Source organism: Phaeodactylibacter sp. (assembly GCF_022763345.1).
In the GTDB taxonomy this organism is placed as follows: domain Bacteria; phylum Bacteroidota; class Bacteroidia; order Chitinophagales; family Saprospiraceae; genus Phaeodactylibacter.
Genome location: NZ_JALEGS010000111.1, coordinates 87,616 through 111,064, shown reverse-complemented (window position 1 = coordinate 111,064; position 23,449 = coordinate 87,616). Strand labels below are relative to the sequence as shown.

General features: G+C 54.8%; 14 protein-coding genes. 9 read left to right on the top strand and 5 right to left on the bottom strand.

Translation table 11 applies throughout. The features are described from left to right. Positions 1 to 11: 11 nt before the first annotated feature. On the bottom strand, positions 12 to 965 hold the full coding sequence (locus MRY86_RS26550; protein WP_293565287.1) for an ROK family protein: 954 nt from the start codon (positions 963 to 965) through the stop codon (positions 12 to 14). A 236-nt stretch (positions 966 to 1,201) separates the two neighbouring features. Here MRY86_RS26550 and MRY86_RS26545 point away from each other — a divergent pair, with 236 nt between their 5' ends. After that, a complete protein-coding gene (locus tag MRY86_RS26545) occupies positions 1,202 to 2,287 on the top strand; it encodes a substrate-binding domain-containing protein (RefSeq protein WP_293565285.1) in 1,086 nt (361 codons plus the stop codon). Here MRY86_RS26545 and MRY86_RS26540 read toward each other — a convergent pair whose 3' ends face one another. From MRY86_RS26540 to MRY86_RS26525, 4 genes are read right to left on the bottom strand one after another with little or no spacing between them, the layout of a single operon-like run. Next, the gene (locus tag MRY86_RS26540) at positions 2,288 to 3,919 is read right to left on the bottom strand and encodes a hypothetical protein (protein WP_293565283.1); all 1,632 of its coding nucleotides are present in this window, start codon (positions 3,917 to 3,919) and stop codon (positions 2,288 to 2,290) included. It abuts the gene before it with no gap. Positions 3,920 to 3,930: 11 nt separating this feature from the next. After that, positions 3,931 to 5,013, bottom strand: coding sequence for a carbohydrate-binding family 9-like protein (locus MRY86_RS26535; protein ID WP_293565281.1), 1,083 nt, complete (start codon positions 5,011 to 5,013; stop codon positions 3,931 to 3,933). Then, the gene (locus MRY86_RS26530) at positions 5,013 to 7,301 is read right to left on the bottom strand and encodes a GH92 family glycosyl hydrolase (protein ID WP_293565279.1); all 2,289 of its coding nucleotides are present in this window, start codon (positions 7,299 to 7,301) and stop codon (positions 5,013 to 5,015) included. The genes MRY86_RS26535 and MRY86_RS26530 overlap by 1 nt, the downstream gene beginning before the upstream one ends. A 17-nt stretch (positions 7,302 to 7,318) precedes the next feature. Then, positions 7,319 to 8,068 (bottom strand): DeoR/GlpR family DNA-binding transcription regulator, encoded by a 750-nt coding sequence (locus tag MRY86_RS26525; protein ID WP_293565277.1) that lies wholly within the window; start codon positions 8,066 to 8,068, stop codon positions 7,319 to 7,321. A gap of 259 nt (positions 8,069 to 8,327) precedes the next feature. On the opposite strand from MRY86_RS26525, the gene MRY86_RS26520 reads away from it, so the two are divergent. The 8 genes from MRY86_RS26520 (at position 8,328) to MRY86_RS26485 (ending at position 23,449) form a co-directional block, all read left to right on the top strand. Then, positions 8,328 to 10,862: a glycoside hydrolase family 2 protein gene (locus MRY86_RS26520; RefSeq protein WP_293565275.1), complete on the top strand. Its 2,535-nt coding sequence runs from the start codon at positions 8,328 to 8,330 to the stop codon at positions 10,860 to 10,862. Between the two features lie 14 nt (positions 10,863 to 10,876). Then, a complete protein-coding gene (locus tag MRY86_RS26515; protein ID WP_293565273.1) occupies positions 10,877 to 13,909 on the top strand; it encodes a GH92 family glycosyl hydrolase in 3,033 nt (1,010 codons plus the stop codon). A 6-nt stretch (positions 13,910 to 13,915) separates the two neighbouring features. Next, entirely contained in the window at positions 13,916 to 16,258 is a 2,343-nt protein-coding gene (locus MRY86_RS26510; protein WP_293565271.1) for a GH92 family glycosyl hydrolase, read from the top strand. Then, a complete protein-coding gene (locus MRY86_RS26505) occupies positions 16,255 to 17,580 on the top strand; it encodes a sulfatase-like hydrolase/transferase (protein ID WP_293565269.1) in 1,326 nt (441 codons plus the stop codon). Before MRY86_RS26510 ends, MRY86_RS26505 begins: the two co-directional genes overlap by 4 nt. 250 nt (positions 17,581 to 17,830) lie before the next feature. Further along, positions 17,831 to 20,161 carry a PSD1 and planctomycete cytochrome C domain-containing protein gene (locus tag MRY86_RS26500; RefSeq protein WP_293565268.1) on the top strand — a complete coding sequence of 777 codons (2,331 nt, stop codon included), beginning with the start codon at positions 17,831 to 17,833 and terminating at the stop codon, positions 20,159 to 20,161. A gap of 11 nt (positions 20,162 to 20,172) precedes the next feature. Further along, on the top strand, positions 20,173 to 21,651 hold the full coding sequence (locus MRY86_RS26495; protein ID WP_293565266.1) for a DUF1501 domain-containing protein: 1,479 nt from the start codon (positions 20,173 to 20,175) through the stop codon (positions 21,649 to 21,651). Next, the gene (locus MRY86_RS26490) at positions 21,648 to 22,667 is read left to right on the top strand and encodes a 6-bladed beta-propeller (protein WP_293565264.1); all 1,020 of its coding nucleotides are present in this window, start codon (positions 21,648 to 21,650) and stop codon (positions 22,665 to 22,667) included. Before MRY86_RS26495 ends, MRY86_RS26490 begins: the two co-directional genes overlap by 4 nt. Continuing rightward, a complete protein-coding gene (locus MRY86_RS26485) occupies positions 22,664 to 23,449 on the top strand; it encodes a chitobiase/beta-hexosaminidase C-terminal domain-containing protein (protein ID WP_293565262.1) in 786 nt (261 codons plus the stop codon). Before MRY86_RS26490 ends, MRY86_RS26485 begins: the two co-directional genes overlap by 4 nt.

The window sequence follows — 23,449 nt, the reverse complement described above, 5'->3', positions numbered from 1 at the left end:
TATTTGTCTGTTTATGTGACCGGTGTGCCGAGGTAGACTTGTGCGGCTGCGCCCAGTGTACCTGCCGTATCTGCACCCAAACGGGAAACTTCAATTTTTACCTTGCCCCGAAACGCAGGCAAGAGCTGTGCATTCATATGATGTGCCACGCGCTCAGCCAGCATTGGGCCAGCATTGGAAAGCCCCCCTGATAAGAAAATGCCTTCGGGGTCAATCTGCAAAACCACAGCAGCGAGTGCCTGGCCCAGGCGGCGGGATAAGTCTTCAAGTGCCATCTGCGCCAGGGGGTCGCCTTCCTTTGCGGCGAGGGCGATGGTCTTGGCGGTCAGTGCCGATTGAGGCAGTTCCCGCAATGGGCTGGGGATGATTTCCCGTCCCATTAAGGCTTGGCAGGTCCTGCGCAGGCCCGTTGCAGAGACATAGGTCTCCAGGCAGCCTTTGCGCCCGCACGAGCACTTTCGCCCGTCCGGTACTGCAATGGTGTGGCCCAGTTCGCTGGCCAGACCATGCCCGCCTTCCACTATTTTTCCGTTGATGTAAAATGCACTGCCTAAGCCTGTGCCCAGTGCCACCAGGACGAAATTCTCCATTTGGCGGGCACCGCCCCACATTTTTTCGCCCAATGCGGCGGCTGTGGAGTCCTTTACTAGTACTGTGTGCGCACACAGTTTTTCTGACAAAAAATCTCTGATTGGGAATGGAGCAGAAAAAGGAAGGTTGACCGCATAGCTGATGTAGCCGGAAACGGGGTCACAACCTGGAGCACCTACGCCAATGCCTTCAAGGGGATAGGGCGCGTACTGCAACAATTTTTGCATTGCATTCACCAGGGCGGTGGGGTAGTCCGTTTGGCCATTACCCTGCGTGGGGAATGCAGAACGCTGTAAGATCGCGCCCGAACGGTCCACCAAGCTTAACTTAGTGCTCGTCCCTCCGATGTCTACGCCTAGCGCAAGTGTGCTCAAGATGATAATGGATTAACTGCCCGAAAATAAGGGGGCAATACTTGAAAAATTAGGCTTACTTCCACAAAAGTATAATTTTTTCTAGTTTTACGCGAGTAATTTGAAATATTTTAACGCTGTGTTCGGACACATATCCAATTTTATACGTATTATAGCCCCCGCGCCTGCTCACCCGGCTGTTGCAACTGTAGCGATTGCAGCTGCACGTTTTAATAGGCTACAACCTAATAGGACTAATGGGAAATCGAATTCGAATCAAGGACATTGCTAAAAAAGCAAAAGTCTCCACGGGCACTGTTGACCGGGTCATTCACAACAGAGGGAACGTTTCGCCGGAGAAACGGGCAAGAGTGAAAGCCGTGATGGAAGAGTTGGGCTATGAACCCAATATCATCGCCCGGACCCTGGCCACCCGAAAGGTTATGCGTATCGCCTTGCTCCTGCCAGACCCCAGCATTGACCCTTACTGGGAATTGCCCAATGTTGGAGTAAACAAAGCCTGGCATTCGGTAAAGCATTACGGCGTGGAGCTCGATCATTATTACTTCAACCTTTTTGACCAGGCTGACTTTGCCAAAAAAGCTAAAGTGGCGCTTAAGGCCAAGCCGGAAGCCATCGTCTTCCCACCGGTCTTTTTGAAGGCCGCCAACGAATTGCTCGAAGCCTGTGCCCGGTTTGGCATTACGGTGTCCCTGTTCAATACAGAGCTCTCAGGGGAGAACGTGCTGACCTACGTTGGCCAGAATTCTTACCAAAGTGGAGTGCTGGCAGGCAAACTGCTGAGCTTTAGCATGGGGCCGTCCGCCCGGGTTGCGGTAGTCAACCTCTCCAAAGAACCGGCAAATGCCAAGCACCTCTCCGACAAAGCTCAGGGATTGGAAGATTACTTTCAGGCACAGGGTATGGGCGGCCGAAACCGAGTGGAAAAGGTGGTTTTTGAGGCTTTTGAAAACAAGGAGGCACTCCGGGCTTTCCTGCTTGAGCTTTTGCGGGAACAGCCAGAGTTAAAGGGCTTTTTTGTGACCAATTCCCGGGCTTATAAGATACTGGACGCACTAGGGCAGGAGGCGCTACAGGATATTCGCATCGTAGGCTTCGATCTCCTTCCGGAAAATATCGCCTACCTGAAAAAGGGGGCCATTCAGTTTTTGATCAACCAAAATCCGGTAGAGCAGGGCTACCTCAGCCTGACTAGCGTTGTGCAGAAGCTTATTTTTGACAAGGAGATAGATGCTATTCAGCACTTGCCGCTGGACATTGTAGTGGCTGAGAACGCCAAATATTACCTCGAGCGGGAGGATAAGTATGCCCTGATGGTCTAATCAGGCTTTGATGGTGATTAGGATAGCGGTGGTTTCGGTTGGGGCTTCCCAGACCAGCTTTTTCAAGCGGGCAGGCAGTAGCACAACTTGCCCGAACAGCAGCTGATATTGAGCGCCATCGCCATAAGTAAGCCATGCAGAAGTGCCTTCCACCACACAGATCGCCCGGACTTGGCTCACGTCCTTGAGTTCCAGTTTTTTACCGCCCGATAATTGTTCCAGTTCCAGGAAGTGGTCTTCATAGGGTGCATTTTTAAGGGAAGCAGGCTGGGCAGAAGCAGGAGCTAGGGGTTGAAGGGGATTGGCGCTATTTCCGTCAGGCGTCCTCAGGTGTGGCCTTTTCCCGGTTTTTTTGCTGACCAGGTGCTGCCTGAAAAAGGGAGACGCAGTGCCGATGTTGAGTAGCTGGCAGCCGGTACCTGTACTGTGTACCACCCCCGCCGGAATGCAGGCTACCGAACCTTTTTTAAGCGGAAGGGGGTGTAACAATCCCAACCATTCTTTTGCGCTCAGGTATTCCTGCCGCTCCGCTGTCCCTTCTTCGGCATCTTTGCCAACACCAGCCAAAATTATAGCGTTTTTGTGTGCTTTTACTGCATAGTAATAATCCTGGTGCCGGGCAGTCTTCCCAAAGTGCAGGGCCATTGCTGAAGAGTCCGGGTAGTAGTTGATGTCGGGGATCTGCTGCTGCAGGTGGTCGAAAAACTGAATGTAAAAGGGTAGCCGGTCACCGTAGGCCTGTCGGATGTCAGCTCCGAGGAATTCATGGGCCCTGTAAAATAGAAGATTGACAACCGGCGCTTCAATTAACTGATCGCAAATCTTGAAAAGCAGGTTGTCTTCTTCTACCCGCAGATGGAAATTGACGCCTAGCTCACCCGGCTCCTGCTGTGGGCTGTCTTCATCCCATAGCTCAGGGTCAAAGAAGGGAGAAGGGTAGACCGGGCGCTCAAGAGCCAGCTCAAAACCTCTTCTGATGGCATCTCCTGCCACCATTTTCGGGCGTTGCCAGTTGTTGGTCTCCAGAATATAGTCACAGGAAGGCAGCAGCTGCTGCTTGACATGATCGCCAAGCGGCCAGTCGATGAAATAGCTCCAGGCGTACTGAAGGTCGTAGCCCAACTCCCGGTTGTCCACGCCGATATTAGTGATGTCTCTTCGCCGGAGCCGCTGAATCAGTTCGTAACGGGAGACGTCCGAATACACCAGTACATCGGGTTGCGCGATCAGGTGCGCCCCCACACCGTGGACGAGGATAATGCCGTTTTCAATTTCCGCAATGGTCTCCTGAATGGAGGCCAGTTTTTGGGGGTCAAAGTAGGAAGCAATAGTTACAGGCAGGTTGGCATCCGCTCGCGGTGTTTTGGCAAAGCCCGGGCCGATACGCTGCCGGATTTCATTTTCTTCCAGGAAGAGGTCCTCCGCCCGGCACACCACATTGGGGGAAAGCGTTGATTTCAGGAAGCCCATGTCAATATTGGCATAGGTGCCCGGGTAGCACTCCACTGCCAGAATGGTTCTGGCTTTGCCCAGTTGCTTCAGGTGCTCTTGCAGTGCTTTGCCAATGGCCGGCCAGCTGCCCCAGCAGGCGCCTTCAGATTCCGGTACTTCTATGTAGGGCGATTGTAGCATTCGTGGTTCGTTTATTCCTCTTCTTCCTTAGGCTGTATGTGGTCCAGTTTCCCGTCTTCCCGTATCCGTAGTTTCAGGTCGCCTAACTCGTACGTGGCCAGGAAGAAGTCGGCTCCGGCGATGACCTGAACAGGCTCGCCTTCCAGCCCGAGCTGGGCAGGGTCATCGGTGAAGGTGCCATTGGCTTCCTTCCAGGCGTGTTGTTTGTAGTACAGCTGCCGCAGTTGCCAGCGGATGGCTTCCAGGTTGGGCTGCTCGTTGAATCGAGCCCGTTTGCCTACAGGGGCGCTGGAAAATTGTACCAATCCCCAGGTTTCCGGCTGATGCATGGCAATAGCGCCCTGTGGGGACCACACCCAATTGTGCTCCGGGTAGGGCTGTCCGGTGACCGGGTCTTTTTCCTTTACGTACTGGCCGTCTTCCGTTTCGGTGCGCCATTGCACCCTGGAGAAGTTGACCCGCCAGATTTCCTGATCGTTGGGTGGCCCGGGGTGCGGAGCCAGTTCTTCCAGTACCGACCATGGGAAAGCCAATTCCACGGTCCACCCTTGGTCTTCATCATCTGGGTTGTTGAGGGTGCCGTTGAGGTGTACGCCGGATTGGAGCCCTTTGATATCCCAGGCATCAACCGCTTTACCGCCATCACGGTAGGGGCGGGTGAGGATAAGGTCCCATAGGGTGCCCAATGCATTGATTTCCAGCTCGTAGTAGTGGTGGGTGTCCCCATCCGGATCAATGAAGACTTCAAAGTCATTCTCATGGAAAATGACCATATCCCTTTTGTCGTAGGTGGCCCAGAGGTGAGGCTCCTCCAGTTCTACGGCAATGTAGAAGTATTGGGAATCCCAGAGCATTTTTGCCCTTGTGTCGTAGTAGGGCAGAGGCCTGATCGTACCCTCTATATCGATGAATTTATCTGTGGTTTCGGCCTGTTTCCAGGCTTTCTCATCCAGTTTGCCATCAATAATAAGCGGGCTGTCCACGTACTGGCAGACGTACTGCCGGGGGCTGAATTGGTAGAGTTCGTGCTGTTGTGCCAGCAATCCGATGGGCAGCGCCAATACGGCTATCCAAAAACAAAGGTGCTTTATCATTATTGCTTCTTTTTAGGTTTGGTTGTAAGGTCGAGTTGGAGCGTGCCGCCTTCCACCAGCTTTTGGTGGCTTAGGAAAAGCCGCCCGAGCGGTTGCCCTTCAAAACGGGCTTTTTTGATGTAAATAGCGCCCGGTGTTTTGCGGGGCGCCTGTATGACCAGTTCTCTGCCCGGGTAGTAATCCGGGTGCAATTGCAGGCGGACTTCTTCCAAAGCAGGGGTGAATACCGCGTAGTCCATATCTGCCGGGCAAACGGGGTAGAGCCCCATCATACTGAAGGCGAGCCAGGTGGAGAGGGTGCCGGTATCGTCATTGCCGGGAATACCGCCGGGGGTATTGGTGTAATGCTTGTCGATGATGTCCAATACTTGCTGTTGCGTGCGCCATTCGGCACCAGGCACATAGTTGTAAAGGAACGGGTAGGTAATGTCCGGTTCGTTGGCCACATCGTACTGATCATCGGCGAAGCAGGTGTTCAAGGCTTCGACAAAAGTATTATTTCCGCCCAGGGTATCCATCAGGAAGGGGATGTCATGGGGCACATAAAAGCGGTATTGCCAGGCGGTGCCCTCCACAAAGCCAGTCACCGGCTCAAAGTTTTTTCCTTCCTCGGGGTCAAAGTTTTCGTAGAAGCGCCCATCTGCATATTTGGGGCGCAGCATGCCGGTTTCGGGGTCGAGATAGTGAAGGTATCCTTTCGCTCGTTTTTCCAGTAGCTGTGCATCAGCCGTTTTGCCAAGGGCTTTGGCCAGTTGGGCGAGTGTCCAGTCCGAAAGGTAGTACTCCAGTGCGGTGGACACACTGCCGCCGTACAGGTCTTCCCCGTCCATAGGCACATATCCCAGCTGTGCGTAGGCATCAAAGTCCGGGCGCAGCGGGTTCTCTGCCTCCGGAGTGGTGGCGGCTTTCCAGGCGGCGGCATAGGCTTTTTCAATATCAAACCCTCGGATGCCCCTCAGGTAGGTATCGGCAATCACAGGGGTGCCGGGGTCGCCTACCATTACATTGGTTTCCATGCTCAGGAGTTCCCATTTAGGCAGCCATCCGCTTTCCTCGTACATATCTACCATCGTCTGCACCATCTCTTCCTGCAGGTCAGGGTAGAGCAGGCTGAGCAGAGGGTGGACATTCCGGTAGGTATCCCATAGAGAAAAGACAGTGTACCGGTTGCGCCCGTCTTCCATTCTGCCCACGCCGGGCTGCCCCATGAGGGGGTATTCCCCGTTTACGTCTTGCAGGATATTGGGATGGATAAGGCTATGGTAAAGAGCAGTGTAGAACAAAGTTTTCTGCTCGTCTGTGCCTTTCACCTGTGCCCTGCCCAGGAGTTCGTCCCAGCGGTCTTTGCTGGCTCTTCGGATGCCCTCAAAGTCAAAACCGGGCTGTTCGGCTTCTAAATTGGCCCGGGCATTCTCAATGCTGACGTAGGAAATACCCAGCTTGACCTCGATGGTCTCGCCAGCTCTCGTATCAAAGGAGAAGTAGGCGCCAACGTCATCGCCGGCCATTTCCTGCATAAAGCCCTCGTAGGGTTTCCAGGTGTTGTTGTACTTTGTCCAGTCGCCTTCGGGGCCCTTGTATTCAGGCATTTTTTTCCAGGTGCCAAACGATTGAGCCGGCTGGCTAAGCTGTGCCACGAAGTAGACCGGGCGCACATCCTCCGGGGTATAGCAGAAGGTGCCAATCATACGGTAGCCTTCCACCTCCTGAGGGGAGTTGACTTTGACCATGCCGCCCGTTTCGTTGGTCAGCCCGAGGCCGAGGTTGAGCAGGACGTGCGATTCGCCCGCCGGGAAGGTATAGCGGCTGATGCCGGTGCGCAAGGTACTGCTCACTTCAGCCTTGACATCGTATGCATTAAGGTGGCAGCTGTAATAGCCTGGTGTGGCTTTCTCATCCCGATAAGTACTGCCGTATACTGCCGGGTCGAAACGGCGCTCGCCGGTGGTGGGCATTAGGAGCAAAACGCCCAGTTCCGGGCAGCCCACACCACTCAGGTTGGCATGGCTGAAGCCGGTGAGAAAGCCATTTTCCTGAATGTAGGACCGGGAGTTCCAGCCTGCATCCTTTTCGATGGGGTTCTCGGCCCCTTCCCGGAAGGCAACATTAAATGGAGTGACGGAAGCTAAAGCGTGCGGGTACTGTGCACCGGGATGGGTAGCTCCAAAGTTGGAGGTGCCGATAAACGGGTTGACCCAGTCGGAAGGAGACTGTGCCTGCGTGCTTAGCGCAATAAGCAGAGGGGCAATACAAAAAATAGAGTTTAAGAAGTGCCGTTTTGCTTGCATGTATCGTTTGTTTTGGATTACAGGATTTGTAAAACCTGCCGGCTCATGCCCTCCAGGGCGTCATCTTCGGGTAGCAGGTCGGTGATCAGTGTGGAAAACCCATTAAGTTTAGCCACTTTAAAAGGCTGTATTTGTCCCAGGTGCTCAGAGGGGCAGCATACGGAGGTGCGGGCGGCAGAGGCGATCATGGCCCGTTTGACGATCGCGATGTCCCGGTTGTTGCTCGTGAGCCCTATTGTTTCGTGCAGGCTTGATGCGTTGATAAGGCAAAGGTCAGCGTGCAGTTCCTCAATCGCCCTTACCACTTCAACCCCCGCGGTGAGCCGGTTGCGGCCCGTGATTTTACCACCCAGCAGGTAGGTGCTGATGTTGGAAAGGGTCGCGAGGCGTTCGGCAGCAGCGATGGAATTGGTGAAAATGGTAAGTTCCAGTTCCGCCGGAATTTGATCGATGAGGGAAAGCGTGACCGGGCCGCCGTCCATGAGCAGCACCATGCCATCCCGCAGCAGAGTGGTTGCTTTCTGAGCGATAAGCGTAGCCTCCGGGCTGGGGGTGCCGTTTTGGCGGTGCACAGCCTCCGGCGTTTTCGGGTTGGCTAGCGCCCCCCCATGTACCTTTTTGATGAAGCCGCCTTCTGCCAGTTCGCGGAGGTCGCGCCGCACGGTATCTTCTGAGACCCCCAGATGATCACTCAGCTCTGTTGACTTGATCTTGTTCCGCAGATTGATGATTTCCAGAATCATGCTCTGCCGTTCTTCCTTTAGCATAGTTTCCGTGGTTGCGGCAGGTTTCGTTTGGTTGGTGGGGCTGCCGGTTAGCATGGCCTAAAGTACATAAAAACTTGCAGCTTTTTTCTTGTTTATGCGTGTTTGAATTAAAATCGGCAAAAAATATGCGCTTTATTGCTGGTTTTTACTTTTTTTAGTAATTTCAGAGCCCAAATATCTCAAACTATGCAGAGGTGCCGGGCGTGCGTTGTAGCTAAAGCGCGCTATCGGACCGATTGCACTACTACTCAAGAACGACATGCCTCACACAAACTATCAACAGCAAATGGCCTCTGCGGCAACCATAAGAGTGGAGCGAACGCCGCTGCTTCAAAACTGGGCTTTCCGAAAAGCAGGAGATACGGATTGGCTGCCCGCGCAAGTCCCGGGGAATAACTTCTCCGATCTGCTTCGGCAAGGGCTCATCCCTGACCCCTTTTACCGCACCAATGAAAAGGAGCTGCAATGGATAGAGAAGGAGGACTGGGTATACCAAACCACTTTTGAGATAGACGATCGCCGGCTTGACCTGGACCAGCATCTGATGGTTTTTCACGGGTTGGATACTTATGCAGATGTATTCCTGAACGGGCAGCTCATTCTGACAGCCCAAAACATGTTCCTTGGTTACGAGGCAGAGGTTGGCCCTATGCTTCGGCCTGGCGCCAATGAGCTGCGCATCCGATTCCGTTCGCCCATTCGGGAGGTACAGGCAAAGGCAGAAGCAGTTGGTTTTACCTACCCGGCCGGCAATGACCACGCTGAGGAAAAGCTGAGTGTATTTACCCGCAAGGCACCTTATCACTATGGATGGGACTGGGGCCCACGGTTTGTGACTTCCGGTGTCTGGCGCCCGGTGGAGCTGATTAGTTTTGATACGGCCCGAATGAAGACGGCCAATCTGGTCACCCAATCGCTTACCGAGACAGGAGGCGTGGCGCGGGCAGAGGTGACGGTAGCCGCTACGATTGCCGGGGCGTACACCTTAGCGCTGAATGTCGGTCAGGGGCGCTGGGTTTTTGAGCATACCGTTCAGCTGCAGCCCGGTGAGCATACGATTGCATTTGATGTGGCCTTGCAGGGCGCAGACTATTGGTGGCCCCGCAGTTGGGGAGCGCCGGTGCTTTACGATTTGAACTGGCAGTTGAAGCATGCTGATGAGACTATTGACCAAAAGACGGGCCGGTTTGGCTTGTGCACCATACAGCTCATACGAGAGGCCGATGAGGAGGGCTGCAGCTTCCACTTAGAAGTCAACGGACAAGCCCTCTTCGCCAAAGGAGCCAACTACATCCCGCAAGATAGCTTTCTGGACCGGCCTACGGAAGCGCATTACCGGCAGGTATTTGAGGATATGGCAGCTGCCAATATGAATATGGTACGCATTTGGGGCGGCGGTATTTATGAATCCGACCTCTTTTACGATCTGGCCGATGAGTATGGCATTATGGTGTGGCAGGATTTTATGTTTGCCTGCACCATGTACCCGGGCGATCCTGATTTTCTGGACAATATCCGGGCCGAAGCCATTTACAATATTCACCGGCTGAAAGGGCATCCCAGCCTGGCTTTATGGTGTGGCAATAATGAAATCGCCGTGGGCTGGCAGCACTGGGGCTGGCAAAAAGAATATGGCTACAACGAAGCAGACTGCAAGCTTATGGCTGACGATTACGAGCGGCTGTTTGAAGCAGTCCTGCCTGAACTTGTAGCAGAGCATGACCCTACACGCAATTATCTGCCTTCTTCACCGGTATACGATTATTCTGACCATGATAACTACGATAAGGGAGATGTCCACTACTGGGGTGTTTGGCACGAAGAGGCGCCATTTTCCACCTACAAATGGGCGGTGCCCCGCTTCATGAGCGAGTATGGGTTTCAGTCCTTCCCCCTGCTGGATTCGGTCCGGCGTTATGCAGAGCCTGAAGACTGGTCGATTGAGTCGCCGGTCATGCAGCTCCACCAAAAGCACCCCCGGGGCAATGGCATTATACGCAAGTACCTGCTACAGCACTACCGGGAGCCCAAAGACTTTGAAACCTTCCTCTACCTCAGCCAACTGCTGCAGGCGGAGGGCATACGCATTGCCATCGAAGCCCATCGCAAAGCCAAGCCTTTCTGCATGGGTACCCTCTACTGGCAGCTCAATGACTGCTGGCCGGTAGCGTCCTGGTCGGGCATCGACTACTACGGGCAGTGGAAAGCCCTGCATTATGCGGTCCGGCAGGCGTTTAGCCCCTTACTGGTCGTACTGGAAACGGACGAAGAAGACTGGTCTGCCACTATAGTTTCTGATGAACCTGAAGATAAGCGCCTCCGCCTGAGTACCGGGCTCTACCGCCTGAGTGGCGAACGCTTGTGGCTGGAGGAAAAAAGCCTGAATATGCCAGCTAATGGCAAAGCGCTGGTCGGGCTGGAAGAGTTGAAAACAGCAGCAGCAGACTACGATGCTGCTGATTTATGGATACGGGTCCAATTGTCTGATAGCGAAGGGGTAGCCTACGACCAAACCGCCTATCTGGTGCCTGCCCGCGATTTGCACCTGCCCGTACCCAAGGTTAAAGTCAGTACGGAGGCCAATGGGGCGCAACTCAGCGTTACCTTGCAATCCAGCGTGTTGGTGATGGGGCTGTACCTCAGCCTGGAAGGCCTGCCGGGCAATTTTTCCGACAACTTCTTTGATCTTTGCCCGGGGGAGCCTAAAACTTTGGAACTTACCTTGTCCGAACCACCGGAGCAGGGCTGGCCGCCAGTCCGCCTGCTGTCCGTCTATGATTCCTATACCGAATAATGCAATACTCAACGATGCAAAAAAATCTAATCCTTCTCTTGCTGGTGGTTATGATGGCTGCCTGCAGTGGCAGCTCAAATGAGCAAGCTGCACCATCCGGAGAAAAGTACCTGTCTTTTGTGGACCCCATGATTGGCACGGGCGGCACCGGGCACACCTTTCCCGGAGCGACGACGCCCTTTGGGATGGTGCAGCTGAGCCCTTCCAATGAGTATAAGTCCTGGGACTATTGCTCCGGCTATCACTATAACGATACCATCGTTAAAGGCTTTGCACATACGCACATTAGCGGGCCTGGCTTGTCTGGTCTGGGGGATATCCTGGTGATGCCTGCCAGGGAGGCGCATACAAGCTCAGGTGAGGATGGCAAGGCGGATACAGGTTACCGTGCCCGGTTTTCCCATGATAATGAATCGGCTTCAGCAGGCTATTATAAACTGCTGCTGCACGAAGAAGAGGTGCTGGTGGAGCTTACAGCTGGTACGCGCATGGGCTACCACCGTTATACCTTCAATGGGGAAGGGGAGGATTACCTGCTTTTCGATCCCAATCATCAAATCAACGAAAATATACAGGACACTTACCTGGAACTGATTTCCGATACCGAGCTGGTCGGCTACAAAGATTGCGATGGCTGGTCGGCAGGAGACCGGACGCAGTACTTCTATGCGAAATTTTCCCAACCTGTGGCTGGCTTTAACCTGGTACGCAAAGGGGAGCCGGTAGAAGGTAATAAAGGCAATGGGAAAGGCCTGCTTGGGCAGGTCCGCTTCGATCTGGCACCAGGGGAAAGCGTGGAAGTCCACCTGGCGCTGTCCTCCATTTCCATTGAGGGCGCCAAAGCTAATTTTGAAGCCGAAGCGGTGGACGGATTCGATCTGGCCCACGAAAATGCCCGGAGCGAATGGGCGAAGGTCCTGAGCAAAATCGAAATTGAGGGCGCGACCGACCGTCAGATGAAGTTGTTTTACACCGGGCTTTACCACGCCTTTATCTCTCCCAACCTCATCTCTGATGCGGACGGGCGGTACTACGTCGAGGGAAAGGTGCGCCAAAGTGATATCCCGCAGTACAGTAATTTCTCCACCTGGGATACTTACCGCGGATTACACCCCCTCTTTACCATCATTGAAACCGGGAAGACAGCCGAGTTTGTAAACAGCCTGTCCTCGCGGGTAGCCATGGATGATGTCGGCCTGCCAAGCTGGGAATGCCTGGGCTACGACAACCGCTGCATGATTGGCTACAGTGCGGTGTCGCCCGTAGCGGATGCCGTGCTGAAGGACATCCCCGGCGTGGATGTGGATGCAGCTTATGAAGCCATCCGCTATGCCGCCTTTGACCGCACCAAGCACAGTCAGGTGAGCGACCTCAACGGCATGGACGAATACCTTAAATACGGATACGTGACCGCAGAGACCGGCGTATCGGTTTCTAAAACTACAGAACAGAATTATTGCGATTGGGCGATAGCCCGGGTAGCCGAGAAGCTGGGCAAAACGAAAGACCAAACTTTATTTGACCGCCGTGCGATCGGCTACCGCAATTTTTTTGACCCGCAGACGGGTTATTTTATGCCCATCACGGCCACCGGAGAGCACCTGCTGCTGGATACAACGAAGTGGAATTCCCTCAAAGGGCATTACATCTCGGGTAACATCTGGGCTTATTCGGCTTATTCCCCCCACGATATGAAAGGCGTGATGCAGCTCCACGGCGGACGGGAGGCCTATGCGCAGTGGCTACAGGGTGTTTTTCAAAATGAATCGCCCCTTGAAGGGCATCAGCATGTGGACATTTCCGGGTTTATCGGGAAGTACGGGCACGGGGATGAGCCTGGCCACCATATGCCTTACCTGTTCAACTACGTAGGCAAGCCCTGGCTGGCGCAGCGCTACATCAACGAAGTACTAACCACGATGTACCACCCCAATCCGCAGGAAGGCTTCATCAACAACGAAGACCTGGGGCAGATGTCGGCATGGTATATGCTCAGCGCGCTGGGAATGTATCAGGTGGCACCGGGCGATGGCGTTTTCCAGCTGACCGCGCCCCTTCACCCCAAAGCGGTCATCCATCTGGAAAGTGGGGATGATTTCACCATTCTGGCCAACAAGGTGTCGCCGGAGAACATCTACGTGCAGTCCGTCACCCTCAACGGGCAGCCCTATGATAAGAACTACATCGATTACAAAACGATCATGCAGGGGGGCGAGCTGGTCTTCGAACTCGGCCCCGAGCCCAACAAGCAATGGGGCAGCGACCCGGCAGCGACCTTCCCCGGCGACTTTGAGGACACCGCTGTGGCGGAAATTCCGGTCGTGGGAACGCCTGCGCCCTACGATGTGGCGCCCGGTGCCTTTTTCCGGACCGAGCGTACCATTGAGCTGGCTTCCAAAAACAAGGATGCTAAGATTTACTATACCCTGGATGGGAGCGAACCGGACGACAGCAGCACGCCTTACAACGGCCCATTCACCATTCGGGAAAACACCACGGTAAAGGCTATTGCCTACGAGGAAGGGCTCAACCCAAGTGCCTTCTTTGAAAAGCCCTATTATCAGAGCGTTTTGGCAGGATTGCCGGCCGGCTATCCCAAATACAGCGTAGCGCAGAGCGACTTTCCCTACGGAAAGGAGGGCGCAGAGCTGATCTTTGATCAGGAAATTGGTTCCGAGAGCTACAACGACAACCGCTGGACCGGCATCAAAGACAACATCTTTTTGGATATTGACTTCGGGGAGCCTACCAGCGTTAAGGAATTGGAAGTGGGTGCCTTGAAGGATACCCAATCTTACATTTTCCCACCCGATAAAATCGAGGTGCTGGCCGGGAATCAGCCCGGCGCCCTGCAGCCCATCGGTAGCCTGGATCTGCCGCCTCAGGAAGAGCATGAGCTCAAGGTTTACCGCTACAAGCTGGACCTCGAACCCGGGCAATACCGATACGTGAAAGTCAAAGTGTACAACTACGGTGCTCCTCCGGAATGGCACGGCGCTCGCGGCAATGAATTGTGGACTTTCCTGGACGAAGTTATTCTCAACTAAACGGATATGAAGTACATCATTTACATCTCCCTTTTTTGTGTGGCCGGGTTGGCTTTGATGCCAGCCTGCACTACTTCTGAGGCGGCTGAAAGCCCTGCCAACGAGCCCGTAGACTACGTGAGCTACGTCAATCCGCTCATGGGCACCGATTCCGAGTTCAGCCTGTCCAATGGCAATACCTACCCGGCAATTGCGATGCCCTGGGGCATGAACTTTTGGACGCCCATGACCAACAAAATGGGCGATGGCTGGACCTATCAATACGATGCGTATAAAATCCGGGGCTTCAAGCAGACCCATCAGCCCAGCCCCTGGATCAATGACTATGCGGCTTTTTCCCTCATGCCGGTGACGGGCACGCTGAAATTTCAGGAAGAAGAGCGGGCGTCCTGGTTTTCGCACAAAGCGGAAGTGGTGCAGCCGCATTACTACAAAGTGTACCTTGCCGACTACGATGTGGTGACCGAGATGGCCCCAACGGAAAGGGCGGTGCAATTTCGCTTTACTTTCCCGGAAACAGACTCGGCGTACATTCTGCTCGATGGCTTCTTCCGGGGCTCCATGGTGAAAATTTTGCCGGAAGAGCGGAAGATCATCGGCTACTGCCGCAACAACCACGGCGGGGTGCCTAACAATTTCCACAACTATTTTGTAGCGGAGTTCGATAAGGATTTTTCCGTCCATCACACCTGGGGCGATGGCTGGCAGCTTATGCCGAATACGTTGGACAACGAAGGCGAGCACGTCGGTGCAATCGTGGGCTTTGCAACGGAGCGGGGCGAACAGGTAAACGTGAAGGTGGCGTCTTCCTTTATCAGCCCCGAGCAGGCACAGCGCAACCTTGATCAGGAAATCGGCAGGGCTACCTTTGAAGCTACCAAACAAGCCGGTCACGACCGCTGGCAGGACGAGCTGAGCCGCATCAAAGTGTCAGGCGGGAAAGAAGCCGATATACAGACCTTCTACTCCTGTCTGTACCGGTTGCTCCTGTTCCCGCGCCCTCTGCACGAAATTGATGAAAACGGGCAAATCATACACTACAGTCCTTATAACGGAGAAGTCCGCCCCGGATATCTCTATACCGACAACGGTTTTTGGGATACTTTCCGGGCGGTTTTTCCTTTTTTCAACCTCATGTACCCTGAGCTGAACAGCCGGATCATGCAGGGGCTGGAAAACACTTACGTGGAATCGGGCTGGCTGCCGGAATGGGCAAGCCCCGGGCACCGGGATTGTATGATTGGCTCGAATTCAACACCTATTATCGCTGATGCCTACCTCAAAGGCGTGGAAGGGTATGATGCGGAATTGCTGCTCGATGCCATGCTCAAGAATGCTGATCAGGATGAAGGTCGTCCGGTACAGTCAGTTGGGCGGGCCGGTGTGGATTACTACAACAAGCTGGGGTATGTGCCCTACGATGTGGGGATCAATGAAAATGCGGCCCGCACCCTGGAGTACGCCTACGCAGACTTCACCCTGGCGGAGATGGCCCGCGCCATGGGCAAGACGGAAGTGGCTAAACGCTTTTATAAGCAAAGTCAGCGCTACCGCAACCTCTTTGACCCGGAAACCGGGTGGATGCGCGGTAAATTGGAGAACGGTGCATTCCAATCGCCCTTCAACCCGCTCAAATGGGGCGATGCCTTTACGGAAGGCAACAGCCTGCACTACACCTGGTCGGTCTTTCACGATATTGCGGGCCTGATGGAATTGATGGGCGGTGAGGAAGCCTTCGCAGCCCGGCTCGACGAGGTATTCACCATGCCTCCAAAATTTGACGACAGCTACTACGGCTTCACCATTCATGAAATCCGGGAGATGCAGATTGTCAATATGGGCAACTATGCGCATGGCAATCAGCCCATACAGCACATGATTTACCTGTACAATTTTGCCGGTCAGCCCTGGAAGGCACAAGCCCGGTCCCGGGAAGTCATGGAAAAGCTCTATCAGCCCGCACCCGATGGGTACTGTGGGGACGAGGACAACGGGCAGACTTCCGCCTGGTTCGTCTTCAGTGCTATGGGCTTCTATCCGGTATGCCCGGGCACGCCTCAGTATGTCCTGGGCAGCCCGCTTTTTGAGTCGGTGGAGCTGCAGTTGGAGAATGGCAATACCTTCCGGGTCAGTGCTGCGGGCAACAGCCCTGAAAACATTTATATACAGCAGGCGAGCCTCAACGGCAAGCCCCACCCTTACACCTGGCTGGACTACGATGCGGTGCAGGCTGGAGGAGAACTGCAATTCCAAATGGGCGCAGCGCCCAACCGGGAATGGGCCACCGATGCTGCCGCCCGCCCGTACTCATTATCTACCGATCCGGAACTGGAAAACTACCTGAAATGATACGCTTGTTTATAGCCCTCCTGGCACTAGGGATTTGGAATACCGCGAAAGCTCAGCAGCGCCCCAACGTCATCCTCATTTACACTGATGATCAGGGTACCCTCGATATGGGCTGCTACGGCGCTCCGGATTTGTACACGCCTAATATGGATGCGCTGGCGGCAAGCGGGGTGCGTTTTACGCAATTTTATGCGGGCTCCTCGGTCTGTTCTCCCTCCCGGGCGTCCCTGCTGACCGGAATGACGCCCACTAAAGCCGGGTTGAATAACAACGCTACCTCACAGCCGGGCGCTCACGAAGGGCTGCCCGGAGAAGCCTTCACGCTGGCTGAGGCCCTAAAGGCAGAAGGCTACCAAACCGCCCATATCGGCAAATGGCACCTGGGCTATCAGCCCGATAAAATGCCGAACGCCCAGGGGTTCGACTATTCTTTTGGGCACATGGGCGGCTGCATTGACAACTATTCCCACTTCTTCTACTGGAACGGCCCTAACCGGCATGACCTCTGGCGAAACGGAGAGGAAGTCTGGCACGATGGGGAATTCTTCCTCGACCTGATGGAGCAGGAAGCCCACGATTATATCCGGGCGCACCGGGAGGCGCCTTTCTTCCTGTACTATGCCATCAATATGCCACATTACCCTTTGCAGGCTAAATCACAGTGGCGGGAATACTATGCGAATTTGCCATCGCCCCGGAAAGAATATGCAGCATTCATCAGCACGATTGACGAGAGCCTGGGCCGCCTGATGGATCAGTTGGACCGCTACGGGCTTCGGGAAAACACCATCGTCATTTTACAGTCCGACCACGGGCACAGCACCGAAGTCCGCACCTTTGGGGGCGGGGGCTATGCGGGCCCTTACCGCGGCTGTAAGTTCTCCTTATTCGAAGCAGGCATCCGTGTACCGGCTATGGTCAGCTATCCCAAAGCGGTCCCTGCCGGGGTGGTGCGGGACCAAATGGCGGCGGGCATGGACTGGTTTCCGACCGTACTGGATTATGCTGGCGCGGAAAATATCTCCGGTCACCTGGAAGGCCGGTCTCTACGAGATGTCCTTGAAAAAGATGCTCCCTCACCCCATGAACATCTGATTTGGGAAGGCCCCGACCGGTGGGCGGTCCGCAAAGGCGACTGGAAGCTGCTGTATGCCCCGATCGACCCCGCAGGCAACCCAGATGCGCCCTGGGAGGCGGTTGCGGAAGGACTTTTTTTGGTCAACCTAAAGGAAGACATCAGAGAGTCGAAAAACTTGATAGATCAATATCCGGAGGAAGGCAGGGAACTTGAAAAAATTTACCAGGAATGGTCGGAAAGGTAGTAGCAAACCTCCACGGTTTTAATAACAAATTTTCTGAAAGAATCAACTCCAACCTGCAACTCCCTCTGGCTACTGCACCATTACGCTGCCGCAAGGATGACAAATCTCATTTAATTTCACAAAATTTCTTTGGGAGCATCGGTAAAATTCATATTTTTGATTAACCGCTAAACCGGTTTAGTAAAATTAAAGACTGGTTTGGTGTGATGCTAAGAAAGCATCATGATACAAGTCAAAAAAGCCATCCGAAATGTCAACATTGAAATCCTGTTGCTTTGCTGTTTTTTGTACCGCCCTGGTTTTCAGCTGTGAGCAAGCGTCTACTGCGGACAAGACCTTGGTAGCCACAGCTCTGCCGGAAGTAGTGGATTTCAACTTCCACATCAAGCCTATTCTTTCCGACCGCTGCTTCAAGTGCCACGGGCCGGACGAGGCCACCCGGGAAGCTGGACTCGGTCTGCATACGGAGGCTCATGCTTTTGCTGCCTTGGGCAAGGCGCAGGACCATTACGCCCTGGTGCCGGGCAATCCGGAGCAGAGTACCCTTATACAGCGGATTTACACCGATGACCCACAGGAAATCATGCCGCCTCCGGAATCTAACCTCACCCTTACCGAACACGAAAAAGCACTGCTGCGCCGGTGGGTGGAGCAGGGGGCAGAGTGGAAAAAACACTGGGCATTCCTTCCTCCGGAAATGCCTGAAGTGCCTCAAGCCGGGGCGGGCTGGGCGCAGAATGAAATCGATCACTTTGTTTATGCCAAACTGCAGGAAAAGGGGCTGCAGCCTTCCTCAAAAGCAGAAAAAGCCAAGCTCATCCGCCGCCTTTCCTTTGACTTGCGGGGCTTACCACCTACATTGGAAGAAATCGACGCATTCGTTGAGGATGACCGCCCGGATGCCTGGGCGCGCCTGGTGGATACCTTTCTTAACTCCACCGCCTACGCCGAGCGCATGGCCCTGGACTGGATGGACATCGCCCGGTATGCCGACACCCACGGCTATCAGGATGACTTCGAGCGGGTGATGTGGCCCTGGCGCGATTGGGTTATTCATGCTTTTAAGGAAAATATGCCCTACGATCAGTTCGTCACCTGGCAGCTGGCCGGTGATCTGCTGCCGGAGCCTACGCTGGAGCAGCGCATCGCTACAGGCTTTAACCGCAACCATAAAATAACCGCTGAAGGAGGCGTCATTGACGAGGAATACCGGGTAGAGTACGTGGCGGACCGGGCCCAGACCCTGGGCACGGCCTTTCTGGGACTGACCATGGAGTGTGCCAAATGCCACGACCATAAATACGACCCTATCAGCCAAAAGGACTATTTCAGCCTTTACGGTTATTTCAATACCATCCCGGAGAAAGGCTTTGTAGGGCAGCTCAATCAGAACTTCCGCTATGCGCCCAAGCCATCGGTCCGGATCACGCAGAAAGAGATAGAAGGTATCGTCACTTTCATCAACAACCGCGACAGCCTGCCGTACATTGACCTGATGGTGATGGAAGAGCAGGAAGAACCACGAAAGACCTATATCCTCAACCGGGGCAAATACGATCAGTACGGAGATGAGGTACAACCTGCCGTTCCTGCACAGCTGCCTCCAATCCCGGAAGGGGCGCCCAACAACCGGCTGGGCCTGGCGCAGTGGCTGTTTACTCCGGAGAACCCTCTGACCGGCAGGGTAACGGTAAACCGGCTCTGGCAGCAGCTGTTTGGAACGGGCATTGTCGCCACCCCCTTTGATTTCGGCAATCAGGGCGCGCTGCCTACGCATCCGGAGTTGCTGGACTTTCTGGCCATCAAGTTCCGGGAAGAGGGCTGGGATGTCAAAGCTATGCTTCGCTATATGGCGCTTTCGGCTACCTATCAGCAAACCGCGGCGGCCAGCCCGGAGCTGTTGGAGCAGGATCCCGAAAACCGCTGGCTGGCCCGTGCGCCCCGCCTTCGGCTCCAAGCCGAGATGATCCGGGATCAGGCATTCGCAGTCAGTGGCCTGCTCAATGAGGAAGTGGGCGGCCCAAGTGTCAAGCCCTATCAGCCGGAGGGTTTGTGGGAAGAAACGACCGGTGGCGGCGGCGGAAGTACAGCCCGCTACATGGTCAGTGAGGGCCCCGACCGTTACCGCAAAAGCTTGTATACTTTCTGGAAACGTACGGTCCCCCCGCCCGGTATGCTGATCATGGATGCCCCCTCCCGCGACCTCTGCTCCGTCAAGCGGCAGGAGACCAATACACCCCTGCAGGCTTTGCTGCTGCTCAATGACCCGCAGGTGCTCGAAGCCAGCAAAGCACTTGCACTACAGGCCTGGGAACAGGGTGGGGCAGATGCTGCAGAGCGGATTGCGTATATGTTCCGGGCGGTGACTTCTGCCAGTCCGGAAGAAGCAGAGCTGCAATTGTTGCTGGATTACTTTGAAGAAGAGCGGGCGGCTTATACGGAAAAGCAGGAAGAGGCACAGTCTTATCTGTCGGTTGGTGCTTACACCCTACCGGACACCCTGCCGCTTGCAGATATGGCCGCCTACACCCTGGTGGCGAACACTATTTTTAACCTGGACGAGGCGATCACTCGTGGCTAAAACAATGACCAATGAATCCATTCGAAGAACGATCCTTACAACTGAACCGCCGCGCTTTCCTCTCCAAAACCGCCTTAGGGCTTGGGTCTGCCGCACTGGGCTCTTTGCTCGGGCTGCGCTGCTTCCGGGCCAATGACAAAGGCATTATTACGGAATCCGGTCAGGGGATAGAAGGTGTATTGAAAGCCCTGCACCATCCGGCGAAAGCCAAACGGATTATCTACCTTTTCCAAAGTGGCGGGCCTTCACAGCTCGAATTGTTTGATTACAAACCCTTGCTGGAAAAGCGGCGTGGTGAAGACCTTCCGGAATCCGTCCGGCAGGGACAGCGCCTGACGGGCATGACCTCCGGGCAGGACAGCTTCCCGTTAGTGGGCTCTCAGTTTGGCTTTCAGCAGCATGGGCAGAGTGGAGCCTGGATCAGTGACCTGCTGCCTTATACCTCCAAGATTGCCGACGAGCTGTGCATCGTAAAGTCCATGTACACGGAGGCGATCAACCACGACCCGGCCATCACCTTTTTCCAAACCGGGTCTCAGCAGCCGGGGCGGCCAAGTATTGGCTCCTGGTTGAGTTATGGTTTGGGCAGCGATAATGAAAACCTGCCCGCCTTCACCGTGCTCCTTTCCCGGGGCACCGGTCGCCCGAACGGGCAGCCGCTCTATTCCCGCTTGTGGGGCAACGGCTTCCTGCATTCCCTGCATCAGGGCGTGCAGTTCCGGGCAGCCAAAGACCCGGTGCTTTACCTCAATGACCCGGCAGGGCTGGGGCGCTCCGGCCGCCGTAAAATGCTGGATAAACTGGAAGCCCTCAACAGCATGCACCACGAAGAAACACAAGACCCGGAGATTCAAAGCCGGATCGCGCAGTACGAGATGGCCTATCGGATGCAGACTTCCGTACCTGATGTGATGAGCGTAGAGGACGAGCCGGACTACATTTACCAGATGTACGGCCCGGATGCGATGACGCCCGGCACCTATGCAGCCAACTGTCTGCTGGCCCGGCGGCTGGCCGAGAAGGGTGTCCGCTTCATTCAGCTCTACCACATGGGCTGGGATCAGCATGAAAACCTGCCCACTGCCATCGCCAAACAAGCCAAAGATGTGGATCAGGCATCAGCCGCACTCGTGATGGACCTCAAACAGCGGGGCATGCTTGACGACACCCTGATCATCTGGGGCGGAGAGTTCGGCCGCACCAATTACTCACAGGGCACACTCACGGATACCAACTACGGGCGCGACCACCACCCCCGCTGCTTTACCATGTGGATGGCAGGAGGCGGCATTAAGCCCGGTATCGTATACGGCGACACCGATGATTTCGGCTACAACATCACTGAAAACCCGGTGCATGTTCACGATTTTCAGGCTACGATGCTACACCTGCTGGGCATTGACCACGAGCAGTTGACCTACAAATATCAGGGGCGGCGCTTCCGGCTCACTGATGTGGAAGGGCATGTGGTTAAAGACCTGTTGGCATGATGAAAAGACGTGAATTTCTCAAAAGCAGCCTCTGGGCAGCGGCTGGTATGGGGCTGGTTTCCTGGACGAGCCGGGGCGAGCTTGTACTCGGGCATGGCGACTTCAGGTATAAAGTTGACCTTAACTGGGGCGCGCTGAATGCACAGTTTTACCCGGTTAAAGACTGCCACGAACTGGTACAGGACAAGCAGGGGCGGATCATCCTGCTGACCAACCATACCCGCAATAACATCCTGATCTACAATCGTGATGGCCGGCTTTTAGATGCCTGGGGTACCGGTTTTCCCGGAGCCCACGGCCTGACGCTCAAGGATGAGGGCGGGGAGGAGTTCCTTTACATCACCGATACGGAGCGGCACGAGGTGATTAAGACTACCCTGAGCGGGAGGGTCGTTTGGGCCTGGGCGTACCCTAAAGCATCCGGTGTTTATGATTCCCCTTCCCAATATATTCCCACGGAAACAGCAGTGGCGGATAATGGCGATGTGTACATAGCCGATGGATACGGCAGTCAGTACATTTTGCATTACAATCAAAAAGGCGAGCTGCTGAATGTCTTTGGAGGCAAAGGCGAGGGCGAGGCGCAGTTCCTGAACGCCCACGGCATCTGCATCGACCAACGCGGGCAGGCTCCGGAATTGCTCATCACCGCCCGTCAGCAGAATCAGCTGAAGCGCTTTGGTATGGATGGCGCGCTGAAAGGGGGCATCGATCTGCCCGGCGCATACATTTGCCGCCCCGTGGTGCACGGTTCTAATGTGTACCTGGCCACGATCTGGTCGGGCGATGGCAGCAGCGGCACTGGCTTTGTTTCGATTTTGGATGAACAAAACCGGCTGGTCTCTGCACCCGGCGGCGTGGCGCCCGTCTATGAAGAAGATCAGCTCCGGCCGATGTATCAGGTATTGCGCGTCTTCACGCACCCCCACGACGTATGCGTGGACGAGGATGAGAATCTCTACGTAGCGCAATGGAATGCCGGATTTACCTATCCCATAAAACTTACCCGGGTATGAGGTATATGTACTTTATATTTTTGATGTTATGCAGCGGGCTGGCTTTAGCGCAGCCCAGGATACAACTGAGCCCGCCCCAGGCTGTAGTGGATTCGGTGTTTTTTACTGAAACCACAACAGTACGCCTGGAACTGGATTACCCCGGCGTGGAGCTGCGGTATACGCTGGATGGAAGCCCGGTGGGTTCAAAAAGCCCCGTTTACAAAGGGCCGCTTGCCTTATCTCAATCGGCTACCGTCTGCGCAAAAGCTTTTCACACTGACTTTGAAGACAGCCCGCAAGTGAGTATAGCTGTTCGCAGCCTGAAATACAATCAGCCGCTAAGCATTACGAATGCCACCCCAAAGCCCGCGCCTCAATACACCGGAGCCGGCTTGCCTGCTTTGACCGACCGCCAAAAAGGCGCCCTGAATTTTGCAGCTACCCCTAAGGCATGGCTGGGTTGGGAAACAGATACCCTGCGCATGCAGTTGAATGCCCCGGAAGCCGGAAAAGCCAATATGCTGGTACTCAGTATGCTGGACAATGCCGGTGCCTGGATTATGCCCCCGGCGGTTGTAAAAGTTTATGATGCCGGAGAACAGATTGGGCAGATTGAAACTGCACGCCCTGAGCCTGGTGGGCCTACACAGTACCACTTTCTGGAGGTGCCACTGAAGCCCTGGAGCTCTGACACCCTGGAGGTCCTCGTCCTTGCCCGGCAGTTGCCCGATTGGCACGATGGGGCTGGCCGGCCGGCCTGGATTTTTCTGGATGAAATTTTGCTGACTCAAAAGCCCTGA

Excerpts from the sequence above, each read along its gene's own strand:
- MRY86_RS26545 (WP_293565285.1), top strand. The coding sequence starts at position 1,202 with ATGGGAAATCGAATTCGAATCAAGGACATTGCTAAAAAAGCAAAAGTC.
- MRY86_RS26540 (WP_293565283.1), bottom strand. The coding sequence starts at position 3,919 with ATGCTACAATCGCCCTACATAGAAGTACCGGAATCTGAAGGCGCCTGC.
- MRY86_RS26535 (WP_293565281.1), bottom strand. The coding sequence starts at position 5,013 with ATGATAAAGCACCTTTGTTTTTGGATAGCCGTATTGGCGCTGCCCATC.
- MRY86_RS26530 (WP_293565279.1), bottom strand. The coding sequence starts at position 7,301 with ATGCAAGCAAAACGGCACTTCTTAAACTCTATTTTTTGTATTGCCCCT.
- MRY86_RS26525 (WP_293565277.1), bottom strand. The coding sequence starts at position 8,068 with ATGCTAAAGGAAGAACGGCAGAGCATGATTCTGGAAATCATCAATCTG.
- MRY86_RS26520 (WP_293565275.1), top strand. The coding sequence starts at position 8,328 with ATGCCTCACACAAACTATCAACAGCAAATGGCCTCTGCGGCAACCATA.
- MRY86_RS26515 (WP_293565273.1), top strand. The coding sequence starts at position 10,877 with ATGCAAAAAAATCTAATCCTTCTCTTGCTGGTGGTTATGATGGCTGCC.
- MRY86_RS26510 (WP_293565271.1), top strand. The coding sequence starts at position 13,916 with ATGAAGTACATCATTTACATCTCCCTTTTTTGTGTGGCCGGGTTGGCT.
- MRY86_RS26505 (WP_293565269.1), top strand. The coding sequence starts at position 16,255 with ATGATACGCTTGTTTATAGCCCTCCTGGCACTAGGGATTTGGAATACC.
- MRY86_RS26500 (WP_293565268.1), top strand. The coding sequence starts at position 17,831 with ATGTCAACATTGAAATCCTGTTGCTTTGCTGTTTTTTGTACCGCCCTG.
- MRY86_RS26495 (WP_293565266.1), top strand. The coding sequence starts at position 20,173 with ATGAATCCATTCGAAGAACGATCCTTACAACTGAACCGCCGCGCTTTC.
- MRY86_RS26490 (WP_293565264.1), top strand. The coding sequence starts at position 21,648 with ATGATGAAAAGACGTGAATTTCTCAAAAGCAGCCTCTGGGCAGCGGCT.
- MRY86_RS26485 (WP_293565262.1), top strand. The coding sequence starts at position 22,664 with ATGAGGTATATGTACTTTATATTTTTGATGTTATGCAGCGGGCTGGCT.